This is a genomic window from Neobacillus sp. Soil_C_43 (assembly GCF_057656715.1).
Window position 1 is genome coordinate 57,811 of record NZ_JBDGJV010000017.1, and the last position, 20,786, is coordinate 78,596.

Genomic DNA, 20,786 nt, shown 5'->3' on the forward strand with positions numbered 1-20,786 from the left:
GTGAATATGAGGATGCTTTTTAAAAAATTCAACTAAGATGGGTAAGGAGAATGTTTCGAAATGACAGAAGAGCAAAAACAGTACCGCGAAGATTTGTTGGATTGGTGTCATAACATGTTTGCAAATTGGAATCTTATGAAACCGAGGTTCTCTCAAATCTTTGACACGGAAAGCTTAGAGGAGTGGGAAGGTTCCTGCCTTCAATTAGCAGAGAAGTTACAGGCAGATTCAATTTCGGACTACAGTGAATATCAAAATGCGTTACGTTTATATGAACAGTGGGAAGTGCTGCTAACCGAAACGGATACACGCCAAGAGATAGAAGTCGATTTTGATCATCCTATGGAGATGGGCCGACATGAAGAAATTTACGAATCAGGTCCTATTCAAGAGATGATTGAAGTTGAGCCTGAAACCCATATGGACCTTGAGGAACCGGCATCCCATGAGATGATGGAGGTTGAACCTGAGGAACCACACTCCCATGAAAACTCTATAGAAACAAGTGCTTTCCCAGAGGAGATGGAATTCGAATCCTATCAGGATATGGATTTTGAGGAACCACATCGCTACCGTGATGAACTGTTAAACTGGTGCATGAACCTTTATGCAAATTGGGAAAATATGAAACCACGGTTTTCAAAACTATTTGATCTCGAAAGCCTAGAGGAATGGGAAGATTCCTGCCGTCAATTAACAGTAAAACTACAATCAGATAATAACGCGGACCTCGATGACTATCAGACTGCCATTAGCCTATATGAACATTGGGAACAGCTTTTAAAAGAATCGACTGCCTATCAAGAAGCTTGACATCCTCAATTGGGTAAACGATTGGTTTGGGATTGCATAAGCAATCCCTTTATTATTATCTATAAAAATTACTCTTGGTTAGTTTTTCCTCTGAAGGCCATAATGGTTGTTTTTAACGAAGCATAGGCACCAACGGCAGCAGAGCCATAAAACCACCCCATAAAAATGCCTGCAAATAAGTGATGTCTGTGACTAATAAATATGGAGATACCTAATCCTAATAGTTGCGCTACCGTTGGAATGAATTTTCTCGGCACCTTCAGAAAAAGTTTAATTAGTTGAGTGAGCAACATAACTAAAGGAACTGCAATAACAGCATCCCAAAAATTTGTATGTATAGTTGGAAAATCCATTGATTCCACACCTTCAAACATTATTATGTATCTTAACAATATTCTATCCATTCATTATCAAACTATAATTTGAATATTTCTATTACACGGGAGGATTGCTTCTTTTCTCTATGGCCGTGTACCACTACTGTATAATGAATGAAATATGTACATACTGGAGTTGATCAAAATGAGTCAGCCGTGGGCACCTGAGCGAGTCATTTCTGAAAAAGAAGCGGCTCTGATGATTGAAAAACAGTTCCCGCAGCTTCAACCTGCTCATATGGAGGTATTAGGGGAGGGCTTCGATAATTCCGTGTTTCTCGTGAACAATCAATACGTGTTTCGCTTTCCTAGAAGAGAAATCGCTGTCAACTTGATTCAAACCGAGAACCGGCTTCTTCCTGTGATCGAGCCATTGCTGCCCATCCCTATCCCGAACCCTACGTTTCAAGGAATATCAGAGGAAGATTATCCTTGGCCATTTGGCGGCTACGAAATCTTACCAGGAAAAACACCTGCGAGGCTGACAAGGGAACAGCGGATGCAGTCAGTTGAACCATTAGCCTGCTTTTTGCGAACACTCCATGACTTTCCTGTTACCGAGGCGCAAAAACTGCAGGTTCCCTATGACCAGCTTGAACGAATGAATATTTTAAAAAGAATGCCCATGCTTGCCTCCAATATAGAAAAAGCAAAGCAAAAGAGACTACTAGACCAAAATGCTGTGGATTTGTTGCAGTCCTTTCTTTCAACCATTGAAAAACCATTAGAGGATGACACGCAGACACTCGTGCATGGTGATCTACATATCCGCAATATGCTTGTGGATGAGAACGGCCGGATTTCAGCCGTGATTGATTGGGGCGATACCCATATTGGACATCCAGCAGTAGATTTATCGATTGCTTATAGTTTTCTACCTGTAGAAGGCAGGGTACAATTTTTCAACTTATATGGGGACGTTCCACCCGAAGTAAAAAAGGTGGCAAGATTTAAAGCCCTTTATTCGATTCTTGTTCTTCTTTTATATGGGGAAGATTTGCTGGATCAAGACTTGGTAGAAGAATGCCGCTCGACATTGCTTTTGGCATTGGAGGAATAAAAAAGCTAGGATAATTCCCATACTAGATAATTTAATCAAACGTTTGATTAGTTTCCCTCAACCACTTGTGTACCAAGGGTTTCGGCAATCTAACCAAATGTTGGCGATCATAAAACAAGAAAAACAGCAAACCAGGATTTGCTGTTTTTCTTATCATTTGGCTGTGTTCTGTGTTATAAATGATTGTTGATTTCACAGTGTTTGACTAATAAAGGGAAAAATTCCGCTTAAATTGGGAAATACCCTTATTTCCTTTAAAATAAGGGTATTTTTTCCCTTTATTTGATCCAAAACGTTGGATTTTGTCTAATTTTACAGCAGTTAAGGGGAATTTCTCCTCTTATTTCTCCTTATTAAGCTTACTTTTTATACAATAGAGGGAATTTCTCCTCTTATGATTCTCATACCTACACGAAAATCAACAATGAATGATAACATAGCCTATTATTTTAAATGTTGATTTTTCCTTAAACAGTGAACCCATCAAGATTTTCTGCTGTCCTATTCTTTAAACCATCTCGCCTCTGTTTCTTTGCCTTTCGGAAATGGAACAGTTCGTAGAACGTTGGGATGACAATCAGAGTCAATAATGTAGACACAATCAGTCCGAAAATAACCACGACTGCAAGCCCTTTGGAAACTAGATTCATGCTCATGGCTGATTCGTGTCCAAATAACAGCGGAACCATGGCAAATACCGTAGCAAGTGCCGTCATTAAGATAGGACGAAGACGGACAGTACCTGCTTCCATAATGGCTTCCCGAATGGTCATGCTTTCTTCGTTATGGCGGATTCGGTCCACTAAGACGATCGCATTCGTCACAACGATCCCCACTAGCATCAGCATACCAATTCCAGAAGAAATGTCGATGCTTGATTTTGATACGACAAGTCCTAATAATGAACCGATCGCGGCAAGTGGAAGGGAAAGCAAGATGGCAAAGCTTGCACGGAATGATTTCAGCGTGACCAAAAGAATCATGAATACAATTCCGATTGAGAACACGGCTAGTTTGGCGAGTTCCATCAAATCATCGGATGACTGCATGGAAGACCCTGTGATTTCTGCGCTTGTTCCATCCCCAAAAGCATTGTCTTTTTCCCAAGCTACTAATTGTTTACTGATTTCTCCAGTAACGTCGACCATTTTCTTCGGATCGATCGTTGCACTCACCTGAAGATAGTGATGTCCATCCTTGGAATAAAGTGTGCCCGGTTGCTGGATTTGTTCTACCTTGGCCACTTTTGATAACAATACCGGACCGTCTTGTGACATAATTTCTAGTTTTTCTAAGTCCTTCGCTGTGCTTATTTCCTTCAAGGCACCGAGTTTTACCGTAGTGGTACGTCCGTCGATTTTCATGCTTCCGATAACCGCTGGTTGCAGCATCGCTTGAAGTGATCCGGAAATTTCCTCAGCATTAGCGATTTTCGCATCCACCGTAATTTTCACCGTTGGTTTTTTATTAGCATCATTAGTTGCCACTTTTTGAACACCTTTAATGGTGTCTAATTTTTTGGTGATGATATCAGCTGCTTTTTTAATTTCCGAATCGTCTTTACCTAACACATCCACAGAGACAGTGGTTTTGTTTTCACCCATTAGCCCCGCCGTATTCGCTGTTAATTCTGCTTTAGGGAACTGAACTTTGGCTTTCCGCAATTCTTGTACGATTTTAGCGGAATCGGCCCCTTCCTTCAAAAACACCATGAACTGGACTTGATTGGCGTCCTGAAGTTCCCCAAACTGTGCTGCATCGGCGTTGTTGCCGACCTGAACAATGTTATTTTTCACACCTTTTTGATTGGAAAGAAGGGTTTCCATTTTTGAAAGACCACTTTGAATGTCATCAAATTTCGCCCCGTTTTCGTACTTTAATAGAACGGAAAGATAGGCACTATCTTTTTGGTCTACCGAGCCCTTCGGAATCATGGCGAATAATCCGACCGCTCCGATCACCACAACAACCGATAGGACAATCGGAAGCCATTTATGGTTCAAAGACCAACGAAGAATGGAAGGATAAAAGGTTCCTGGTTTGTGGTCTTTAGTTTTTACATTTTTCATCAATCGTCCACTGAGTGAAGGTACGACAGTTAATGCCACAAGAAGTGAAGACATCAGCGAGCAGGTAATGGTAATCGCAAACGGCGCGATTAAATCTTTTAAACTACCAGAAGCAAGTAGCATCGGAAGAAACACCGCTACCGTCGTAAGAGTAGATGACGTAATGGCAGCCGCTACTTCTCTTACCGCTTCCACGATAAAGGTCGGTGTCAGTTCATTTCCTTGTTTTCTTCGGAAGATGTTTTCCACCACGACGATACTATCATCCACGAGTCGTCCGACGGATACGGCAATCCCGCCTAGTGTCAGAATGTTTAGCGTAACTCCAAAGAAGGATAGTAGAATCATGGTAATACAAAGAGAAAGCGGAATGCTGACAATCGTAATTAAAGTCATGCGGAAGCTTTTCAGGAACAGCCAGATAATCAATGTCGCAAATAAGGCTCCTGTCAACACTTCTCTTGTCATTGAATTAATGGAATCGAGAACCGTATCGGCTAAGTTAATAAATACGGTTGCGGTTAAGGTTCCTTTATAATCATCATTAATCTTCTTTGCTAACTCTGCCACTTGCTTACCGAGGGTGACAGCATTGCTCGTTGAATCTTTCTGTACCACGATTTCAATAAAATTCTTTCCATTCATATGCGTAATACTGGTGGTATTCTTCTCCATCGCCACGTCAGCAACATCTTTCAATTTGGTGCTGCTGTTTAATTGAAGGTTCTGAATGTCTTCAAGACTTTCTAATTTTCCTGTCACGATGATGCTAGTTTCTTGATTATCAAGGGTTTGTTCACCTACCGCAACGGATGCATTCTTTCCTCTTAAGACCGTATACAGCTTTTCAAGAGGAAACTGGGCAGCCGCAAGTTTGGCCGGATCCACCTTGATCGAAACCTGCTGATTTTTTCCGCCGTAGGTCATGACGTTTCCGACCCCTTTAACATCTTTAAAAAGAGGAAGGATGTCATTGTCGACGAGGTTCAGTTCTTTATTCCCGATTTCTTTATCGAATGTTAGTCCTAAGTAGACAACTGGAATCTGCGATGTATTGAGAAGTACAACATACGGTTTCATGACTCCATTGGGAAGATTGACCATCGAGATGTTTTCTTGAATCTGCTGCTTTGCTTCCTTCAGATTCGTGTCAGATTCAAACGTCACCGTCATCTGAGAAAAGTTATTGCCTGTTTCAGCCACTACATTTCGTTTCCCTTTGATGCCGGTTAAGGCCTTTTCGATGGGCTGTGTGACCTGTTCGTCCATACTGACGGCGTCCAAACCGTTACCTACTACCGAAATCGTAACATATGGCTGGTCTGCAGCCGGCATGAGTTCCATAGGAATACTAGTATAATTAAAAATTCCGAAGATAATGGAGGCAATGACGGAAAAAACGAGAGCCGCTCTATTCCTCAATGCCCATTTAGTGAACCATGTCATAATTAGCCACCTCCAATATACTATTTTGTAAAACTAGGAAAATTATACCATTACCAACGAACTATTACATCACAATTTGGAAGATTCATAAAATTTTCATAGATTTAACCAATTAAACGTTTGTTTAGTTTCTTCAGCTCTTGCGTACCAAGGTTTTGAGCTTTTTAATCAAACGTTTGATTAGTTTTTCAAAGACAGCCATCTTGTATAGACAACTTTTAATCAAACGTTTAATTAGTTTTCCAGCCCTTACGCACCAAGGGTTTCAGCGTTTCAATCAAACGTTTGTTTAGTTTTTTTTAATAGTAACTGTTCGCACCTAAGGAAAGACATTATGATATGATTAGGAAATTATCATCATAGGAGGATTCATCTTGAACAAGGATTTACTTACGGAAGCAAAGGAATTTATTTGTTCTTTTTATAAAGAAACAAATAAATCAGCCCAAGACTTAGATAATCGGATAAATGAAGTCACTCAACAGATACAAAGCAATGGATTTTATGAACACACCACAGAAGAACTAGAATACGGAGCAAAAGTGGCTTGGCGCAATAGTAACCGTTGTATAGGTAGATTATTTTGGAATCATTTAACCGTCATCGATAAGAGAAATTTACATACAGAAGTAGAAATACGGGATGCCCTATTTGAGCATATGGAATACGCAACGAATGAAGGTCGTATTCGACCAACCATTACGATCTTTCCACAAGCACTCCCAAATAAAAAGATTCGCATTTGGAATCACCAATTAATTCGATACGCAGGTTATAAGACCGAACAAGGAGTTATTGGTGACCCGGGTTCCATAGACTTTACAGAGACTTGTCTGAACCTAGGGTGGGAACCGAAATATGGAAAATTTGATGTCCTACCCTTAGTCATTCAAGTGAACGATCACACTCCACAACTATTTGAAATACCTGAACACCTACTACTAGAAGTTCCGATTCGTCATCCGCAATACGAGTGGTTCGAGGACTTACAAATAAAATGGTATGCAGTCCCAATGATTTCTGATATGAGCCTTGAAATCGGAGGGATCACTTATACCTCTGCTCCCTTTAACGGATGGTACATGGGCACGGAGATAGGTGCACGAAACTTAGCTGATGAGTTCCGGTATAACCTGCTGCCTCAAATTGGTTCGTTAATGGGACTAGATATTAAGAGTAACATCACATTGTGGAAGGACCGGGCACTATTAGAGTTAAACACCGCTGTCTTACATTCTTATAAGGAGGTTGGAGTTAGCATAGTAGACCATCACACCGCTGCGCAACAGTTTAAGCTATTCGAGGAAAAAGAAATGGAAAACGGTCGAAATGTCACCGGGGACTGGGCTTGGCTCATTCCACCTTTAGCACCTGCTGCCACCCATATTTTCCATGGTCATTATAATAATGAGATTGTAAAACCTAACTATTTCTATCAGCCCAAACCTTATGAATGATTAATAAAAGCAACCTTAAACAGCCTTAATGATTGGCTAATTTAAGGTTGCTTATTTTTCGGACGCAAATTAATCAAACGTTTGATTAGTTTTTTTAACCCTTACGTACCAAGGGCTCCAGCGTTTTTTTATCAAACGTTTGATTAGTTTTTCACCCTACGTACCAGAGGTTCCAACTTTTTAATCAAACGTTTGATTAGTTTTTTACCCTCTCCACCAGAGGTTCCAATTTTTCAATTAAACGTTGATTAGTTTTCCTACCCCATGCATACTATCTATTTAATAAAAGTGTTATTATAATGACTAGTAAATTACTTCTTAGGAGGCTGACCTTGAAAAAGCTCGTAAAAGTAGTCGCAGCAATCATTGAAAATGAACAAAACGAAATCCTTTGTGCACTTAGATCCCCAGAGATGGCTATTCCAAACATGTGGGAGTTTCCAGGTGGAAAAGTAGAAGCTAATGAGGATATCTATTCAGCTCTTATAAGAGAGATTTCTGAAGAATTGGATTGTAAGATTGCTACTAACAACGAAGTATTCAACGATAACACCCACGAATATGAAACATTTATAATCAATTTGATTTCGATTAAATGTAAAGTTATTGAAGGAACGCCAACTCCAAGTGAACACTCCAAACTTATTTGGCTAAAAAGAGAAAATCTAAACTCACTGAAGTGGGCCCCGGCGGACATACCTGCAGTCGAAAAATTAATAAACGAAAAATAGTCTTCTCGCAATGAGAAGACTACACTTTTTTAGTAAACTCAGTATATAATGTGGCTGGTATTTCATGCTCTAACATGATTTTGACAGTAATAGGTTTCTCGCCCTCGTATTGGACTGTATCTCCTTTGCCAATATAAATAAAAGGCTCGTTCTTCCCATCTATATCCCTGTACTTCCTCACAAATAAATGAAGATTAACTCCACGCTTCTTATTATGAATGATGTTTTGTCCTCTTTCAGAGCTTTGGGTAGTACTATTTTGTGATTGCCACTGGAAGTACCGTTCATTAATAAATTTATCTTTGTAGTTAATACTTTCCTTTACATCCTCTTCCTTATGCAAATCTATAAATAGAAAGTATTCCTTTCCATTTGCAAGCAGCCCTGAACCTCTAAAGGAACTATGGATCTTTCGATAGTTGGAAAGTAAGGCTGCGTCCATCATTGGATATTGTTCATAAAGTTTAAAATGTGGGACACCGTAGTATTCTGACTTAAATTCTTTTTCGTAACGGAAAATACCATAGGTGATGATATCCTCAATATATTTCCGATAGTCCTGATTTTTCAATTGTTCTATAAAAATTGGGGTCTTAGTCAGTTTTCCATCTGTATAATTAAATAATTTTGGTTTATTCTTTAGCTGGCCACTATCATAATAGTTTTGATTTAAACATTCAAAGGCATGAAACACACTATCATCATCTACTTCATTGATCATCTTTAAAATTTGGCGCTTTGCAATTTCAAGATTAATTTCTTCATGATCTAATAAATATCGAATGATAACAAACTCATAAATCCTTTTGATTGGAAGTTTACTGGATAACTCTTTTAAGGTCGACTCGAATGCTTCGTTCTGTAAAAGTCCCTTCAAATAGTCATCCTTCTCCACTTTAGCCATAAAAGATAGATAGGTTTTTTCACGATCTATGAATTTAACTGGATCAGGCGCTCCATCATACTTCAGATAATCTAATAATAAATATGGAATTCGCCCCTGATTGAGCTTTTTAAACTCAAAGTATTCTTCTTTCAGATACTTCATTGAGTTGAAGTTTTCATTATCGATCTGGGCCAAGATTCTTTCCTGTGAGATCTTATCCATTTGGATATGGGTACATCCAGGAATATTCGCAAAGCCGGTTGCAATCGCAACCTTTAAACTTTCTTTATCATAATAACGACTTCCGTTAAGCGCCAATGCAATAAGAAAGGTTTTATTATGGTTACCGATAAAATCAAGGACCGTTAAAAAACTTTTATTCGCATGCTTACGTAATCCCCGACCGAGCTGTTGAATAAACACAATTGGAGAGTTGGTTGGTCTTAACATTAGTACAGTATTAATAGAAGGAATATCGACACCTTCATTAAAAATATCTACTGTGAAAATAAACTCTAACTCGTCATGGTCACTCTCTAATCGATTAATATATAATTCCCGTTTTTCTGGTGAATCAGCTCCATATAAGCAAACACTCTTATATCCTCTTTTATTGAATTCACTTGCCATATACTGTGCATGCTCAATACTCACACAGAAACCAAGGCCTTTTCTTTTCTCACCGTCATATCCATAGAAGTCCATTTTTTCAATAATAAAATCGACCCGCTCATTAACCTTTAATCGTTTTGTGATCTCACCAATATCATCTATATCCACATCACTTAAATCAATACCTTCTATATCTGTAATCCCGAAGTAATGGAATGGAATAACCAACTCATCTTCTAACGCCTCATGTAACCGTACTTCTAAAGCCACATTATTATCGAAAAGGTCAAAAACATTATACCCGTCACTACGTTCTGGAGTAGCCGTCATACCTAAAGTAAACTTTGGTTCAAAGTAATTTAATACAGTTTGATAGGTTGGGCTTGTCGCATGATGGGCTTCATCGATAATCAGATATTCAAACTCATCTTTTTCAAATTCATGAAAGCATTTAGAAATCGTTTGGATGGTAGCAAACACGTAATCTACATGTTTTTGCTTATGGTTACCTGTGAGTAGTCCAAAAGAAAGACCATCATTTGGTAAGAGAATTTCAAACGTATCCTTAGCTTTTTTCAAAATCTCTTCCCTGTGCACAATGAATAGAAGCTTCTTCGGTTTCACGTTCTTCACATCAAACGCAGACATATACGTCTTACCTGTTCCGGTTGCAGCAATCACTAGTGCTTTTTTCTCCCCAAAGCTTCTGAGACGATCTAAATTCTCTGTAGCACGCTTTTGCATTCTATTTGGAACGATGTATTGTTTATTCTCATAAATCATTTGGTGGGTAATTTGCGTACTTTTAAAACTTTTTAGGAATTCTTCGTATCTACTAATAAAATCAGGATCTGCATCCTCACTCATATGCCACAGATAATCATATTCCTTTAATACATCCTGGATAAACTTGCCGTTCTCTTTCGTGATAATTTCAACATTCCACTCAATATTGCTTTTCAATGCGCTTTGAGTGATATTCGATGAACCAATAATCACCTTGTAGCAATCTTTGTACTCAAATATGTATGCTTTTGTATGAAAACCAATTTCTTTATCAGTAACAAAAACCTTTAAATCAACATTATTAAATTCTCTTATTTTTTCTAATGCTTTTGCATCTGTAAAATTGAGATAAGTGGAAGTGATAATTTTCCCTTTAGTCCCCTTCTTTTCAGCTTCCTTCAAAGGATCAAGTAGAAGCTGCAGCCCACTAAAATTAATAAAGGCAACACTAAAGTAAAACCGTTCACACTCACTCATTGATTTTACTAGTTCTCTTAATAGATTCCCTTTGTCGGAATTAACGATTAGTTTCTTTTCTACCGCTTCCATTGGATTGCTCCTGACTATAAAACTAATATCGATCTTGATATTGTTATTTATTGGATATAAAAAAATTGTACATTATCTCAGGGTAAATAAAAAGATCCTCTATTTTCTTTATTTAGTAGATTATCTGCCTTATTTATATAAAAATTTCGATCATTTGTTAGGAACGGAATATAATTTCATTTTCACTCTTATGCTAACTTAATTACTTCTGTAAAAAGAATAAACATTCCTTCAATAGAAAAATCTTTAATAGTTGTTATGCCCCTATCTAAAAATTTCCCTGCAGCCAATCTAAATGAATAAAAACTTCTTATATACGGGCAAATTACTGTAAAAAGATTGAAAGGAGTGTGAATAGATGAAGAAGTCTGGTTGGATTATTATTTTATTATTCCTTTTGCTAATTGCAGGTTGTACCACTACACACAAGGCTGAGAAGAATAGAAACGATGAGGCGAAGTCTGAAGTAAAAAAAGCAGACAAGGGCGAGGACAGTAAGCAGGGGGCCACTGAAAATAAAACGAAGGAGCAATTGGCTAACACTAACTATCATTCCTATCAGCATATGGATTATAAAAGGAAGATTGCACCGAAGTTTGCACCAAATGAGCTAGCCAAGCCACCAGCAGGAAATTGGGCAACGCATGGTGGAGATATCCATAATAGCATGTACTCACCCCTTAACCAAATCACTGCCTCAAATGTTAAGAACTTAAAAGTAGAATGGGTTACCAGCCTAGGTTCAGGTTTTGAGTTTAAATATTCTGGTGAGGCGACCCCACTTGTCTATGATGGGGTCATGTTCACCATCACGGGGGCGAATCAAGTCCAGGCCCTCGATGCAAAAACCGGTAAAATGATTTGGGAATATAGACCCGAACTCACGAATGGGCTGAATACCGTCTGCTGCGGGTGGACAAGTCGTGGTGTAGCGTTAGGAGACGGTAAAGTCTTTGTCGGATTATTAGATGCCAGGCTGGTTGCTTTAGATCAAAAAACCGGTAAGGTAGTATGGGAAACTAGAGTGGATAATTGGGAAAAAGGTTATACCATTACCAGTGCCCCACTCTATTATGATGGAAAAGTCTACACAGGAATCGCCGGCGGCGAGTATGGCATTAGAGGGTATGTCGCCGCTTATGATTCAGAACTCGGCAGACAAATTTGGAGAACCTATACACTGCCAGCTCCAGGTGCAAAAGGAAGTGAAACCTGGCCAAAGGGCAGCAGAAATTGGCTTACAGGTGGAGCACCAGTTTGGCAGACTCCGGCCATTGACCCGGAACTTGGATTCATTTATTTTTCAACCGGGAATACCTCGCCAGACCTGGATGGCAGCAAGAGGGAAGGAGATAATTTATTCGCCAACTCAATTCTTGCACTTGATGCCAATACAGGAGAATACAAATGGCACTTCCAAGAAGTACATCATGATATTTGGGATTTGGATCCGGCCAATCCTGTCGTTCTATATGATGTGAAAATGAATGGCCAAATGAGAAAAGGAATTGCCCAAGCCGGGAAAACAGGATGGCTTTATCTTTTGGATCGGACTAACGGCAAGCCGCTCATCGGCATTGAGGAAAAGCCCGTTCCACAAAATACAGACCAAAAAACTTCTCCAACACAGCCCGTTCCTATTGGAGATGCATTTGTACCACAAAAGGTTACAGAAGAAGATGTTAAACGCGATCTACCAAAAGATTTTAAGGGGACAATTGGAAGTATATTTACACCTTTTTGGGATAAGCCGGTTACCCTTAAACCATCACCTCAAGGTGGGGCAAACTGGCCGCCCTCGGCTTACAACCCAAACACAGAGTATTTTTACGTATTAGGAAATGACAATTATTTTGCCTATGCGCATTACGGGGAAGAAGAAAAGGCGAGGTTTGAACAAGGGAAAGAGTATATCGGCAGTGTATGGCAGCCGGTGGAAAACTCCCCTAGCCGCGGCACTGTGACCGCACTTGATATTAAAACGAATAAAATTGTTTGGCAAAAGAATTGGGATGCCATCGCTTACAGCGGTCTCTTAACCACAAAAGGTAACCTGGTATTTACCGGTCACAATGATGGAAGAATTATTGCCTACGATGCAGTCAACGGAAATCAATTATGGGATTTTAAAATGGATGCAGGTGCGAATGCCCCTCCAATCACCTATGAAATCGATGGAAAGCAGTATATCTCCATCTTCGCCGCCGGAAATACACTGGCTGGATCCAAACATGGGGATAAAATCTACACCTTCTCATTAGAGGGCAAATATGGATCTGTAAAGGATATTCCTAAGAATAAAATCAATATATCCCCTGTAAAACAAGGTGCAGCAGAAGAAAAGAAACAGGCAACCAATAATAAAACCAAAAAAGAAAAAACCAGCACGGCAGCAGGCGAAACGGTATATAAAAACAATTGCATGGCATGCCACGGTGCAGGTGGTGCAGGTGGACATAATGGTCCAAACTTAACAAACACGAAAATGGATCAGGCTGCCATCATCAAGCAGGTAGAAAATGGAAAAGGTCAAATGCCTCCATTTAAAGATACGTTGTCTAAGGAAGAAATACAGGCCGTTGCAGATTATGTAAAGAGCCTTGGCGGCGGTTGATAACGAGCTTGAAAAAGAAAAGGTAATCGTCCTATTAATCGGACGATTACCTTTTTAGTTAGTTGAAGCCTTTTCTGTTAAAGAAAGATGGATTAACTGATCATCCTTGTCTGTTGGATTTCCACGGTTATCCCGGTTACTGGTAATTGTGTACAACTCATTATTATCGACCAATACATCCCTTAATCTTCCTGCATTTCCGAAGAACTCCTGAAAGTTCTTACTGGCTAGATCATAAGTAAAGATTTGCTTCCCAGCTAAAGAAGCAACAAAAAGTTTTCCATCCTTAAAAGCCATACCTGACGGCGCCCAGGTTTTATCTCCGGATTGAAGAATCGGCTTCATCATGCCTTTTGCACCTTCATCTCCTTGAACCACAGGCCAGCCATAGTTTTTCCCAGCTTGAATTAGATTAATTTCATCATGGCCTGACTCCCCATGCTCTGAACTATAAAGGTTGCCGTCCCCATCCCAGGCTAATCCCTGAGGATTTCGATGTCCATAGGAGTAAATATACGAATTTTCAAATGGATTATCCGTCGGAATATCGCCGTTTAGCTTCATTCTTAAAATTTTACCCGCTAAACTATCAAGATTCTGGGCGTTTTCCTTTATGCCGACATCACCTGTAGTGGCATATAACATCCCATCCGGACCAATTTTTAGCCGGCCGCCGTTACTAACCGTACCTCCAGGTATCTCATCTAAAAGGACTTTATCTTCCTTCCAGGTGTTATCTTCAAGTTTGAGTGAAATAATTCGATTTAGGGTCTTGCCGTCTTTCTGATAGGTGTGATAAGCAAATGCTTTCTTTGTCTTAGCAAAATCAGGTGCTAAAGTAAATCCAAGAAAACCGCCTTCCCCTTCATTGACAATATCCTCTGAAACCTTTACCTTCTGCACTTCTACCATACCAAGATTCCCGTCAATTTGAATAACGGAGCCTTCCCGTTGACTCAGGAAAAACAGACTGTTGCTCTTGTTAATCGTCCACGGAATAGACAAATGACTTGCATTCACACTGCCATCATCCGAAAGTGTTACCTCTACTGCCTTTTTCATTACCTCATTTGCATCCTGCTGAAAGGAACCCTGTTTGTTCCCACCATCATTCCCCTTATCTTGCTTCTCCCAAAACACAGCCAAACCAAGTCCGGCTACCAAAACAACCCCCAGGACACTAAAACCTATTATTCTTTTCAAAATACCACCTCAAAAATAAATTCATATTCTCTAACAGTTTAATCACACTTCAGACTATTTAAACTTTTATAATTTTTAATTTTTAGTAGGAGGACATTGTAGCTCAAGCCAAATAAAAAGAACCGAGCAAAACCCGCCCGATCCTTTTTTGTTTAGAGTACATCCGAAAGTTGCTAGCGGATTGCCGACAGAGACCTAGTCGCACATAGCGTATCCTATAGTAGCCAGTCGAACTTGCCACGGGCATTAAAACCTTCTTCTATTTACCGGTCACGCACTTTTTCTCTTACCTCGGGCATTAGAACCTCCCTCTATTTACCGGTCACGCATCTTTTCAATAGGATTGGGACATAAAATGCCTCAATATCAAAGACTCTGGTAGGTTAAGATTATATACTTTCCTAATTTTAAGAAAAGCGCAAATGCCTTGATCAGCCCCGACAGGCAATTGTTCTTTGGCAAGAAAAGTCGGCCTTTTGACTTTTATTGCCGAATGTTATTTGACCCAAGCTGTAACAATCATCGCTTTACCAAGCCATGATTGTTACAAGATACTCAAGGTGTTTTAACTAGCACTTCCTATGGGAAGAATAAGGATAATCTCTCTTGTAAACAATCTAAAAGTTCTACGGGCACTTCCTTGACTTTGATATCCCCACCTAGGAAAAGCAGCCAATTGGTTATTTCGCTTAATTCTTCAGGATTAGTAACATTGATAAAAGTCTTTAGAATGGCTGTGGTTTGGTAAGGATTCGTATAGGAAATTGAAATTTTTAAAGGATGGTATTTTTTGAACTGGGCAATCGCCTTTGGGCCAAGTTCAAGGACAAGATTAATCTCTTCTTCTTGCTTACTTAGATTTTCTAAAATCTTTTTCTTACTTAATCTATTTTTCGTAGAGTATGGTTTGACATCAGTGAGATTGTCGACAGGGAAAATCCTCCTCTTTTCATCCTTTAAGACAAAGCCTTCAATCAGCCAAATGCCTTTTTCATGATAAAGGTGCAAGAGATAAATGGGATAAGACTTTATTACCTTCTCTTCTTTGATAGTAATCAATATATAGCTATCCAAAAGAAGGATTTGGATGAGTTTTTCTAACATAGGATGGGGTAGGTCTGACAGTTCAAGTAGGTCGGGATTATTGGGGTTGGTCCCTTCAAAAAGCAAGACTTGATTTAAGTGAACAAGGTCCTCTTGCTGATTTTCAGAGATGAGGCCTAGTAATTTTTCAGTTAAAGACTGACGACTCTTTAGATAAGGGAGTTGTTGATTTCTTGTGGCCATAAAGGCAATAAAAAGAGCTTTAATCTCATTATCGGTAAAGCGGACTGTTGGAAGGACAGAGTTGTTCATGACAAAATAACCCCCATCTCTTCCAACCTCCGCGACAAGTGGCATCCCCATGGCTTCAATTTCTCTGATATCTCGTATAGCTGTCGAACGAGAGATATTAAATTGTTGCATGATTTCAGAAATGGTAAAGTTGGCGCGGTTGTTGATATACCGCATAATGGTATTAATCCGTTCAACTTTTTTCATCGGGATCTCCTAAACAGTATCATTTTTTGACATGATTAAAGACTATTATAATCTCATCAGATGAAAAAACAATCATTTGATTCATTTTAAAAAGAGGAAGGTTTTGAATATGGCAGATTATACCCTAGAAGAAAAAGACAGCTTCACCGTTTTAGGTATTGGAACAGAGCTTAAGAGCCACTACACTGACTATGCTGGTATTAACAAGGAAAAGGCAGACTTTTGGTCGGCCGTCAAAGAAGATGGTACGCTTGATAAGTTAAAAGCCGTAGCCACAAATGACTACATTTTTGTCGTGAATGAAGCGGTGAATAACAAAATGATGCATTATGCTGGCGTCATGACAGAGGCAACATTACCCGAAGCAACCAGAATGATCCAATTTCCTAAAGGAGAATACCTAGTTGTAAAAGGGGAAGCAGAAACAGCTGAAGATTTGAGTAATATGGTTACTGGCATTGCCTTTGGCCAAGTCCTGCCAGAAGCAAAGAATTTTGCCTATGTTGGCGGGCCAAATACAGCGGTTATAATGGGGCAACGAAACGGTTTAGTATTTGGTGAAATGTGGATTCCTGTTGTTAGGAAATAAAAGGAGCGATGGAATTGTCCTATATCGTTGATTTTAAAAATGTGTCTACGGTTGGTTTAGAGTCTTCACCTGTAGCAGAAGCGCTTGCTGGTTTACGTGCTAATGAAGCCCGATACTTTATGAACAAATACAAGCATGAATTTACGGTTGTTCCAGCTAGCGAAAGTCAGGATACCCTTGATTATGTGAATCGAATTTTGAAAGAGGAACGGGATATTGAGTTTGCGGCCAAACCTTTAGAAACGGCGCGTTTTCAAGTGGAAAATATTAATTGGACCTACGTCTTTTATGAGGATGGTCTTTCAGTCAACGTCTTGTATACAATTGACGGCCCTAAGCCGAAGCGGGCTGTTGGCTTTAAGCTTTCTGAGGGGATGGAAGTACCTAAGGAGCTAGAAGGGAAGTTTAAGTTTGCTAGGCAGAAGTCTAAACTAGCGGGAACTATTCGGGGATCGTATTTTGTTATTAAAGGAGAATATTAAAGTAAACCATTCAAATAGCAAAGCAGCACCTCTCCATTAAATTAGGGGGTGCTGTTGTTTTTTCGTAAAAACATTATTTACTCATGATACGGTTCACCGTGACATTATTAAATGAGGTTAATTACTTGTAGTTTTAATTTGGGACACTTGAAATGACAGATAATTATTCATGATAGCAGATTGATAATTATTAAACAGCATTTCCAGTAAAGCGATTTAAAAAATGCCTGAATCCCTTAGAGACAAGTCCCCTTATATAGATTCAGGCATTACTTTTTTTATTTAAAATCAAGGATTTTGCCTTAAACAATTAACGAATAGTGATTTAAAAATCGAACCCATTATTTCAACAATGCAATTCTTCCACGGTATTTTTCTACCAGTTGCTGGTTATGCTCGTCTGCTCCATCGATATTTCCACTTAGGAAGACTGGAGGCTCAAAGCCATTGTCAGCCATAATTTTTACAGCTTCAGCAAGGATGGCATTGATGATGACTGCCCCAACTACGGTCGAAGTTGGACCAAATGGGACACTTACCTTTTCATAGGAAAGGGCTGCATCCCCTTTTGCTGAGTAGTTATCAATCACTAAATCAACAGAATCATATAGATGTTTGCCGCTTACATGCCTAGATGGCTGGCTCTGTGAATATTCCAATGAGGTAATACCGATTACAAAAGCACCTTTTGCCTTTGCTCCTTGCGCTACATCGACTGGAACTGGGTTTCGACCGGAAGTGGAGATGACAAACATAACATCCTCATTTCGAATGTCTTGATCCTTCATAAACTCCGCTGCTAAGCCATTTTGGCGTTCTAACTGTGAGGAGCGAAGGGCTCCTTCATGTAGCATTAATGGCTCATATAAAATAGGGTTAATCGGGACAAGTCCGCCAGCGCGGTAGCATACTTCTTCAGTCAAAATATGAGAGTGACCACAGCCGAAAAGCTGAATAATACCGCCATTTTGGATGGATTCTGCCACTTTTCCAGCCGCTTCTCTCAGGTTACTTATCTCATTTTTTTCAACAAGTTCAAGCTTCTCTTTTGCCTTTTCAAAGTATTGCGTTAACATGTTTCTCATCCCCTTACCAAACGGATTATTTTCGCTACTTCTTCAGGGATGGTTCTTCCGGTTTCTTTGTCAATGGTAGAACCAAAAATATGCGGCATAAATACAGGAATTCCTGTCCCTCTTACTGCATTCACAATTTCAACAATATTATCGGCAGAAATTCCGCCTGCAGGCTCGACTGAAACAATTCCTTTTTCAGCAGCAACTTTGCATAAGTAGACTAGCTCTTCTAAATGGGTTAACCCTTTTAACGGCATAAATTTAATCGATTCCACTCCCATTGAAAGAGCCAGATCAACTAAATCTTCAACTTTTATTTCAACGCCTGATAGTTTCACATATCCTACTTTACCAGCAGGAGAAACAAGGCCGTTTACTGCCTGCTCAAGGCCTTTTGCTTTCAAATAACCTCTGGAGTAACTTGTTTTTTCAAATGGCTGGTTGATATGTCCAGGGTTTGATCCCGCTGCAATACCTAAAACCTTATCCCAATTGGCTGGATTTCCGTTATCTCCTAATCCAATACTGACAACAGGAGCTACTTCCTTTAATTCTTCTACCTTTTTAATGCCATCTTCAATTCTAGTAAAATCAGAAGATACGATACCAGGCACTACATAACCTTTTCCGGCTTCGATAATTTCTTCGGCATTTTGTTTATCTTTTGCTAAAAAATTAAAAAGTAAAAAGTTATCTAATTTATTCAACTTTCTTAAGTCCATCTTTAGCACCTTCAATCAGTTTAATCATATTTTTAATGGCTACTTCTATAATTTTTTCCCCTTTTTCCTTTGTAGCAAGTGTTGCATTGCCTAACACAGCCGTTGAAGTAAACTCTTCCCATGGGGTTGGGGTTACATCTGCACTCATTGGAATTTGTGGATCTTCAGCAAGAGCTTTTGACATATCCACATACTCTTCTGCTAAATAAAGCATGTAAGACGTTTCTATTTCACAAGCATGGAAATAACTTGTATGTGCTGATTTTTCCTCTCTTACTTCATCTGTTATCTTTTTCACGCCTGGGTAAAAAAGATATAGAATTCGAAAATCAGGATATAGAGCATAAAGCTTACGTGCTGCTTCTTTCATAGCAACCGCATTTCCTAAATGGCCATTAATCATAGCAAATACACGGAATCCTTGTTCATACAGGCTAACACCAATGTCATAAATAAAGCTAATTAACGATTCATTGCTGATATTGATGCTTCCTGGGAAGTTCTTCAAACTCCAAACTTGTCCATATGGCAAGGTTGGAAGAACAAAAGCTCCTGTTTTTTCAGCTACACGTTCAGATAGTCTTTCTGCTAAAAAGTTATCAGTTCCAAGTGGGAGATGGGGGCCATGTGCCTCCACGGCTCCAATTGGTAAAATAGCAACTAAGCTGGTTTCAATTTTCTCTTTTACTTCAAAGGAATTTTCACTTTGATAAATCATGCCAAGGCCCCCATTATTTTTTAAATGTAAAGCATCTAGCTGGATTTTCAATAAAGAACTTACGGATTAATTTCTCTCCATCAAAACCTTGACGGTTAGCATCGTCTATAAAACGTGGAACCCATTTTGCAATGATATATTCCAAACCTAAACCGAAATCATAGTGTTTGTAATACGTTTTTCTTGCAGTATCTCCACTAACAAGGATTTGATCTTCGTAACCTTTTTTAACAAGCTCTAAAATACAAGCAATACGAGTGCTTTCTGGAGCATATTTGATTTTGGCAATTCCATCAAAACATAAATATGCACCCGTTTTTGCAACTTGCTCATGATAATATGGATCAGGGTTGCGGTCCATATGACCAAAGCTCATATAAGACAGGTCAACGCCTTCACTCTTTAAGAGTTCAATTTGCTCAAGACCCATTGTTCCTGCTTCTGTATGGGAATGCATTGGAGCCTTTGTTTCATGATGAGCACGAGATACGGCACGCAATGTTTTTTCTTCTAAAGGAGTAATGCGATTATAGCCAGTTCCAAACTTCACCTGTCCTGCTTTAAAAGGAGTTCCTTCTAATCCTTCTTCCACTTCACGAACAACAAAGTCAGTTAATTCATTAATACTTGCTGCTTCGATCCAATCTGCATAAGTATTGTACTCTCCAATAATTGGCTTTAATTCTTCTTTGACTTTGGCATCCCAAAGGAAGCTTTTATTAAAACCAGCTGTACCAACAATATGAATACCAAGTTCATCTGAAATTTCTTTAACAGCTTGTACGTCACGGCCATAATCAACCGCAGTAGCATCTACGATTGTACGTCCACCATGGTTTTTAAAATCTTGTACATCTAATTTTGACTTTTCTTTATCATCAAGTAAAAGATCGTCTACTCCACGTTCTACCCAATAGGCAGGACGGCATACGATATGTTCATGGGAATAAGTAAAGCCTAATTCTTCTGGTTTAATATCACCTTTTAATGTACGAATGAAACTCATGTTGATCTTCCTCCAATTTAAGTATAAGTAGATATAAAAAACGAAGAA

General features: G+C 39.2%; 16 protein-coding genes. 7 read left to right on the forward strand and 9 right to left on the reverse strand.

What is annotated here, in order from left to right; translation table 11 throughout:
- Positions 1 to 60: 60 nt before the first annotated feature.
- On the forward strand, positions 61 to 813 hold the full coding sequence (locus tag AC3A54_RS20030) for a hypothetical protein (protein ID WP_487655907.1): 753 nt from the start codon (positions 61 to 63) through the stop codon (positions 811 to 813).
- Between the two features lie 68 nt (positions 814 to 881).
- Here AC3A54_RS20030 and AC3A54_RS20035 read toward each other — a convergent pair whose 3' ends face one another.
- The gene (locus tag AC3A54_RS20035; RefSeq protein ID WP_487655908.1) at positions 882 to 1,166 is read right to left on the reverse strand and encodes a hypothetical protein; all 285 of its coding nucleotides are present in this window, start codon (positions 1,164 to 1,166) and stop codon (positions 882 to 884) included.
- Positions 1,167 to 1,335: 169 nt separating this feature from the next.
- On the opposite strand from AC3A54_RS20035, the gene AC3A54_RS20040 reads away from it, so the two are divergent.
- Entirely contained in the window at positions 1,336 to 2,250 is a 915-nt protein-coding gene (locus AC3A54_RS20040; RefSeq protein WP_487655909.1) for a phosphotransferase, read from the forward strand.
- A 467-nt stretch (positions 2,251 to 2,717) separates the two neighbouring features.
- Here AC3A54_RS20040 and AC3A54_RS20045 read toward each other — a convergent pair whose 3' ends face one another.
- Positions 2,718 to 5,765 carry an efflux RND transporter permease subunit gene (locus AC3A54_RS20045; protein WP_487655910.1) on the reverse strand — a complete coding sequence of 1,016 codons (3,048 nt, stop codon included), beginning with the start codon at positions 5,763 to 5,765 and terminating at the stop codon, positions 2,718 to 2,720.
- Positions 5,766 to 6,136: 371 nt separating this feature from the next.
- On the opposite strand from AC3A54_RS20045, the gene AC3A54_RS20050 reads away from it, so the two are divergent.
- Both AC3A54_RS20050 and AC3A54_RS20055 read left to right on the forward strand, forming a co-directional pair.
- Positions 6,137 to 7,222, forward strand: a complete 1,086-nt coding sequence (locus AC3A54_RS20050; protein WP_487655959.1) for a nitric oxide synthase oxygenase — start codon at positions 6,137 to 6,139, stop codon at positions 7,220 to 7,222.
- A 332-nt stretch (positions 7,223 to 7,554) separates the two neighbouring features.
- Positions 7,555 to 7,953 carry a (deoxy)nucleoside triphosphate pyrophosphohydrolase gene (locus AC3A54_RS20055; RefSeq protein WP_487655911.1) on the forward strand — a complete coding sequence of 133 codons (399 nt, stop codon included), beginning with the start codon at positions 7,555 to 7,557 and terminating at the stop codon, positions 7,951 to 7,953.
- Positions 7,954 to 7,972: 19 nt separating this feature from the next.
- Here AC3A54_RS20055 and AC3A54_RS20060 read toward each other — a convergent pair whose 3' ends face one another.
- Positions 7,973 to 10,786, reverse strand: coding sequence for a DEAD/DEAH box helicase (locus AC3A54_RS20060; protein WP_487655912.1), 2,814 nt, complete (start codon positions 10,784 to 10,786; stop codon positions 7,973 to 7,975).
- A gap of 358 nt (positions 10,787 to 11,144) precedes the next feature.
- On the opposite strand from AC3A54_RS20060, the gene AC3A54_RS20065 reads away from it, so the two are divergent.
- A complete protein-coding gene (locus AC3A54_RS20065; RefSeq protein WP_487655913.1) occupies positions 11,145 to 13,400 on the forward strand; it encodes an outer membrane protein assembly factor BamB family protein in 2,256 nt (751 codons plus the stop codon).
- Positions 13,401 to 13,454: 54 nt separating this feature from the next.
- On the opposite strand, the gene AC3A54_RS20070 is transcribed toward AC3A54_RS20065, so the two are convergent.
- Both AC3A54_RS20070 and AC3A54_RS20075 read right to left on the reverse strand, forming a co-directional pair.
- Positions 13,455 to 14,603: a PQQ-dependent sugar dehydrogenase gene (locus AC3A54_RS20070; protein WP_487655914.1), complete on the reverse strand. Its 1,149-nt coding sequence runs from the start codon at positions 14,601 to 14,603 to the stop codon at positions 13,455 to 13,457.
- A gap of 579 nt (positions 14,604 to 15,182) precedes the next feature.
- Positions 15,183 to 16,145, reverse strand: coding sequence for a helix-turn-helix transcriptional regulator (locus AC3A54_RS20075; protein ID WP_487655915.1), 963 nt, complete (start codon positions 16,143 to 16,145; stop codon positions 15,183 to 15,185).
- A 109-nt stretch (positions 16,146 to 16,254) separates the two neighbouring features.
- On the opposite strand from AC3A54_RS20075, the gene AC3A54_RS20080 reads away from it, so the two are divergent.
- Positions 16,255 to 16,734 (forward strand): GyrI-like domain-containing protein, encoded by a 480-nt coding sequence (locus AC3A54_RS20080; protein ID WP_487655916.1) that lies wholly within the window; start codon positions 16,255 to 16,257, stop codon positions 16,732 to 16,734.
- Between the two features lie 14 nt (positions 16,735 to 16,748).
- Positions 16,749 to 17,216 (forward strand): phage tail protein, encoded by a 468-nt coding sequence (locus AC3A54_RS20085; protein WP_487655917.1) that lies wholly within the window; start codon positions 16,749 to 16,751, stop codon positions 17,214 to 17,216.
- A 341-nt stretch (positions 17,217 to 17,557) separates the two neighbouring features.
- On the opposite strand, the gene AC3A54_RS20090 is transcribed toward AC3A54_RS20085, so the two are convergent.
- Genes AC3A54_RS20090 through AC3A54_RS20105 form a run of 4 tightly spaced genes read right to left on the reverse strand, consistent with a single transcriptional unit; the run spans position 17,558 to position 20,738 of the window.
- Positions 17,558 to 18,292, reverse strand: coding sequence for an SIS domain-containing protein (locus AC3A54_RS20090; protein ID WP_487655918.1), 735 nt, complete (start codon positions 18,290 to 18,292; stop codon positions 17,558 to 17,560).
- Between the two features lie 5 nt (positions 18,293 to 18,297).
- Positions 18,298 to 19,023 (reverse strand): KDGP aldolase, encoded by a 726-nt coding sequence (locus AC3A54_RS20095; protein WP_487655960.1) that lies wholly within the window; start codon positions 19,021 to 19,023, stop codon positions 18,298 to 18,300.
- The gene (locus AC3A54_RS20100; protein ID WP_487655919.1) at positions 18,992 to 19,732 is read right to left on the reverse strand and encodes a creatininase family protein; all 741 of its coding nucleotides are present in this window, start codon (positions 19,730 to 19,732) and stop codon (positions 18,992 to 18,994) included. Before AC3A54_RS20100 ends, AC3A54_RS20095 begins: the two co-directional genes overlap by 32 nt.
- Positions 19,733 to 19,745: 13 nt before the next feature.
- A complete protein-coding gene (locus AC3A54_RS20105; RefSeq protein WP_487655920.1) occupies positions 19,746 to 20,738 on the reverse strand; it encodes a phosphotriesterase family protein in 993 nt (330 codons plus the stop codon).
- Positions 20,739 to 20,786 lie beyond the last annotated feature (48 nt).

What these genes read in the sequence shown, in the direction of transcription:
- AC3A54_RS20040 (WP_487655909.1), top strand. Translation starts at nt 1,336, where the DNA reads ATGAGTCAGCCGTGGGCACCTGAGCGAGTCATTTCTGAAAAAGAAGCG.
- AC3A54_RS20075 (WP_487655915.1), bottom strand. Translation starts at nt 16,145, where the DNA reads ATGAAAAAAGTTGAACGGATTAATACCATTATGCGGTATATCAACAAC.
- AC3A54_RS20045 (WP_487655910.1), bottom strand. Translation starts at nt 5,765, where the DNA reads ATGACATGGTTCACTAAATGGGCATTGAGGAATAGAGCGGCTCTCGTT.
- AC3A54_RS20030 (WP_487655907.1), top strand. Translation starts at nt 61, where the DNA reads ATGACAGAAGAGCAAAAACAGTACCGCGAAGATTTGTTGGATTGGTGT.
- AC3A54_RS20100 (WP_487655919.1), bottom strand. Translation starts at nt 19,732, where the DNA reads ATGATTTATCAAAGTGAAAATTCCTTTGAAGTAAAAGAGAAAATTGAA.
- AC3A54_RS20060 (WP_487655912.1), bottom strand. Translation starts at nt 10,786, where the DNA reads ATGGAAGCGGTAGAAAAGAAACTAATCGTTAATTCCGACAAAGGGAAT.
- AC3A54_RS20035 (WP_487655908.1), bottom strand. Translation starts at nt 1,166, where the DNA reads ATGGATTTTCCAACTATACATACAAATTTTTGGGATGCTGTTATTGCA.
- AC3A54_RS20080 (WP_487655916.1), top strand. Translation starts at nt 16,255, where the DNA reads ATGGCAGATTATACCCTAGAAGAAAAAGACAGCTTCACCGTTTTAGGT.
- AC3A54_RS20090 (WP_487655918.1), bottom strand. Translation starts at nt 18,292, where the DNA reads ATGTTAACGCAATACTTTGAAAAGGCAAAAGAGAAGCTTGAACTTGTT.
- AC3A54_RS20065 (WP_487655913.1), top strand. Translation starts at nt 11,145, where the DNA reads ATGAAGAAGTCTGGTTGGATTATTATTTTATTATTCCTTTTGCTAATT.
- AC3A54_RS20105 (WP_487655920.1), bottom strand. Translation starts at nt 20,738, where the DNA reads ATGAGTTTCATTCGTACATTAAAAGGTGATATTAAACCAGAAGAATTA.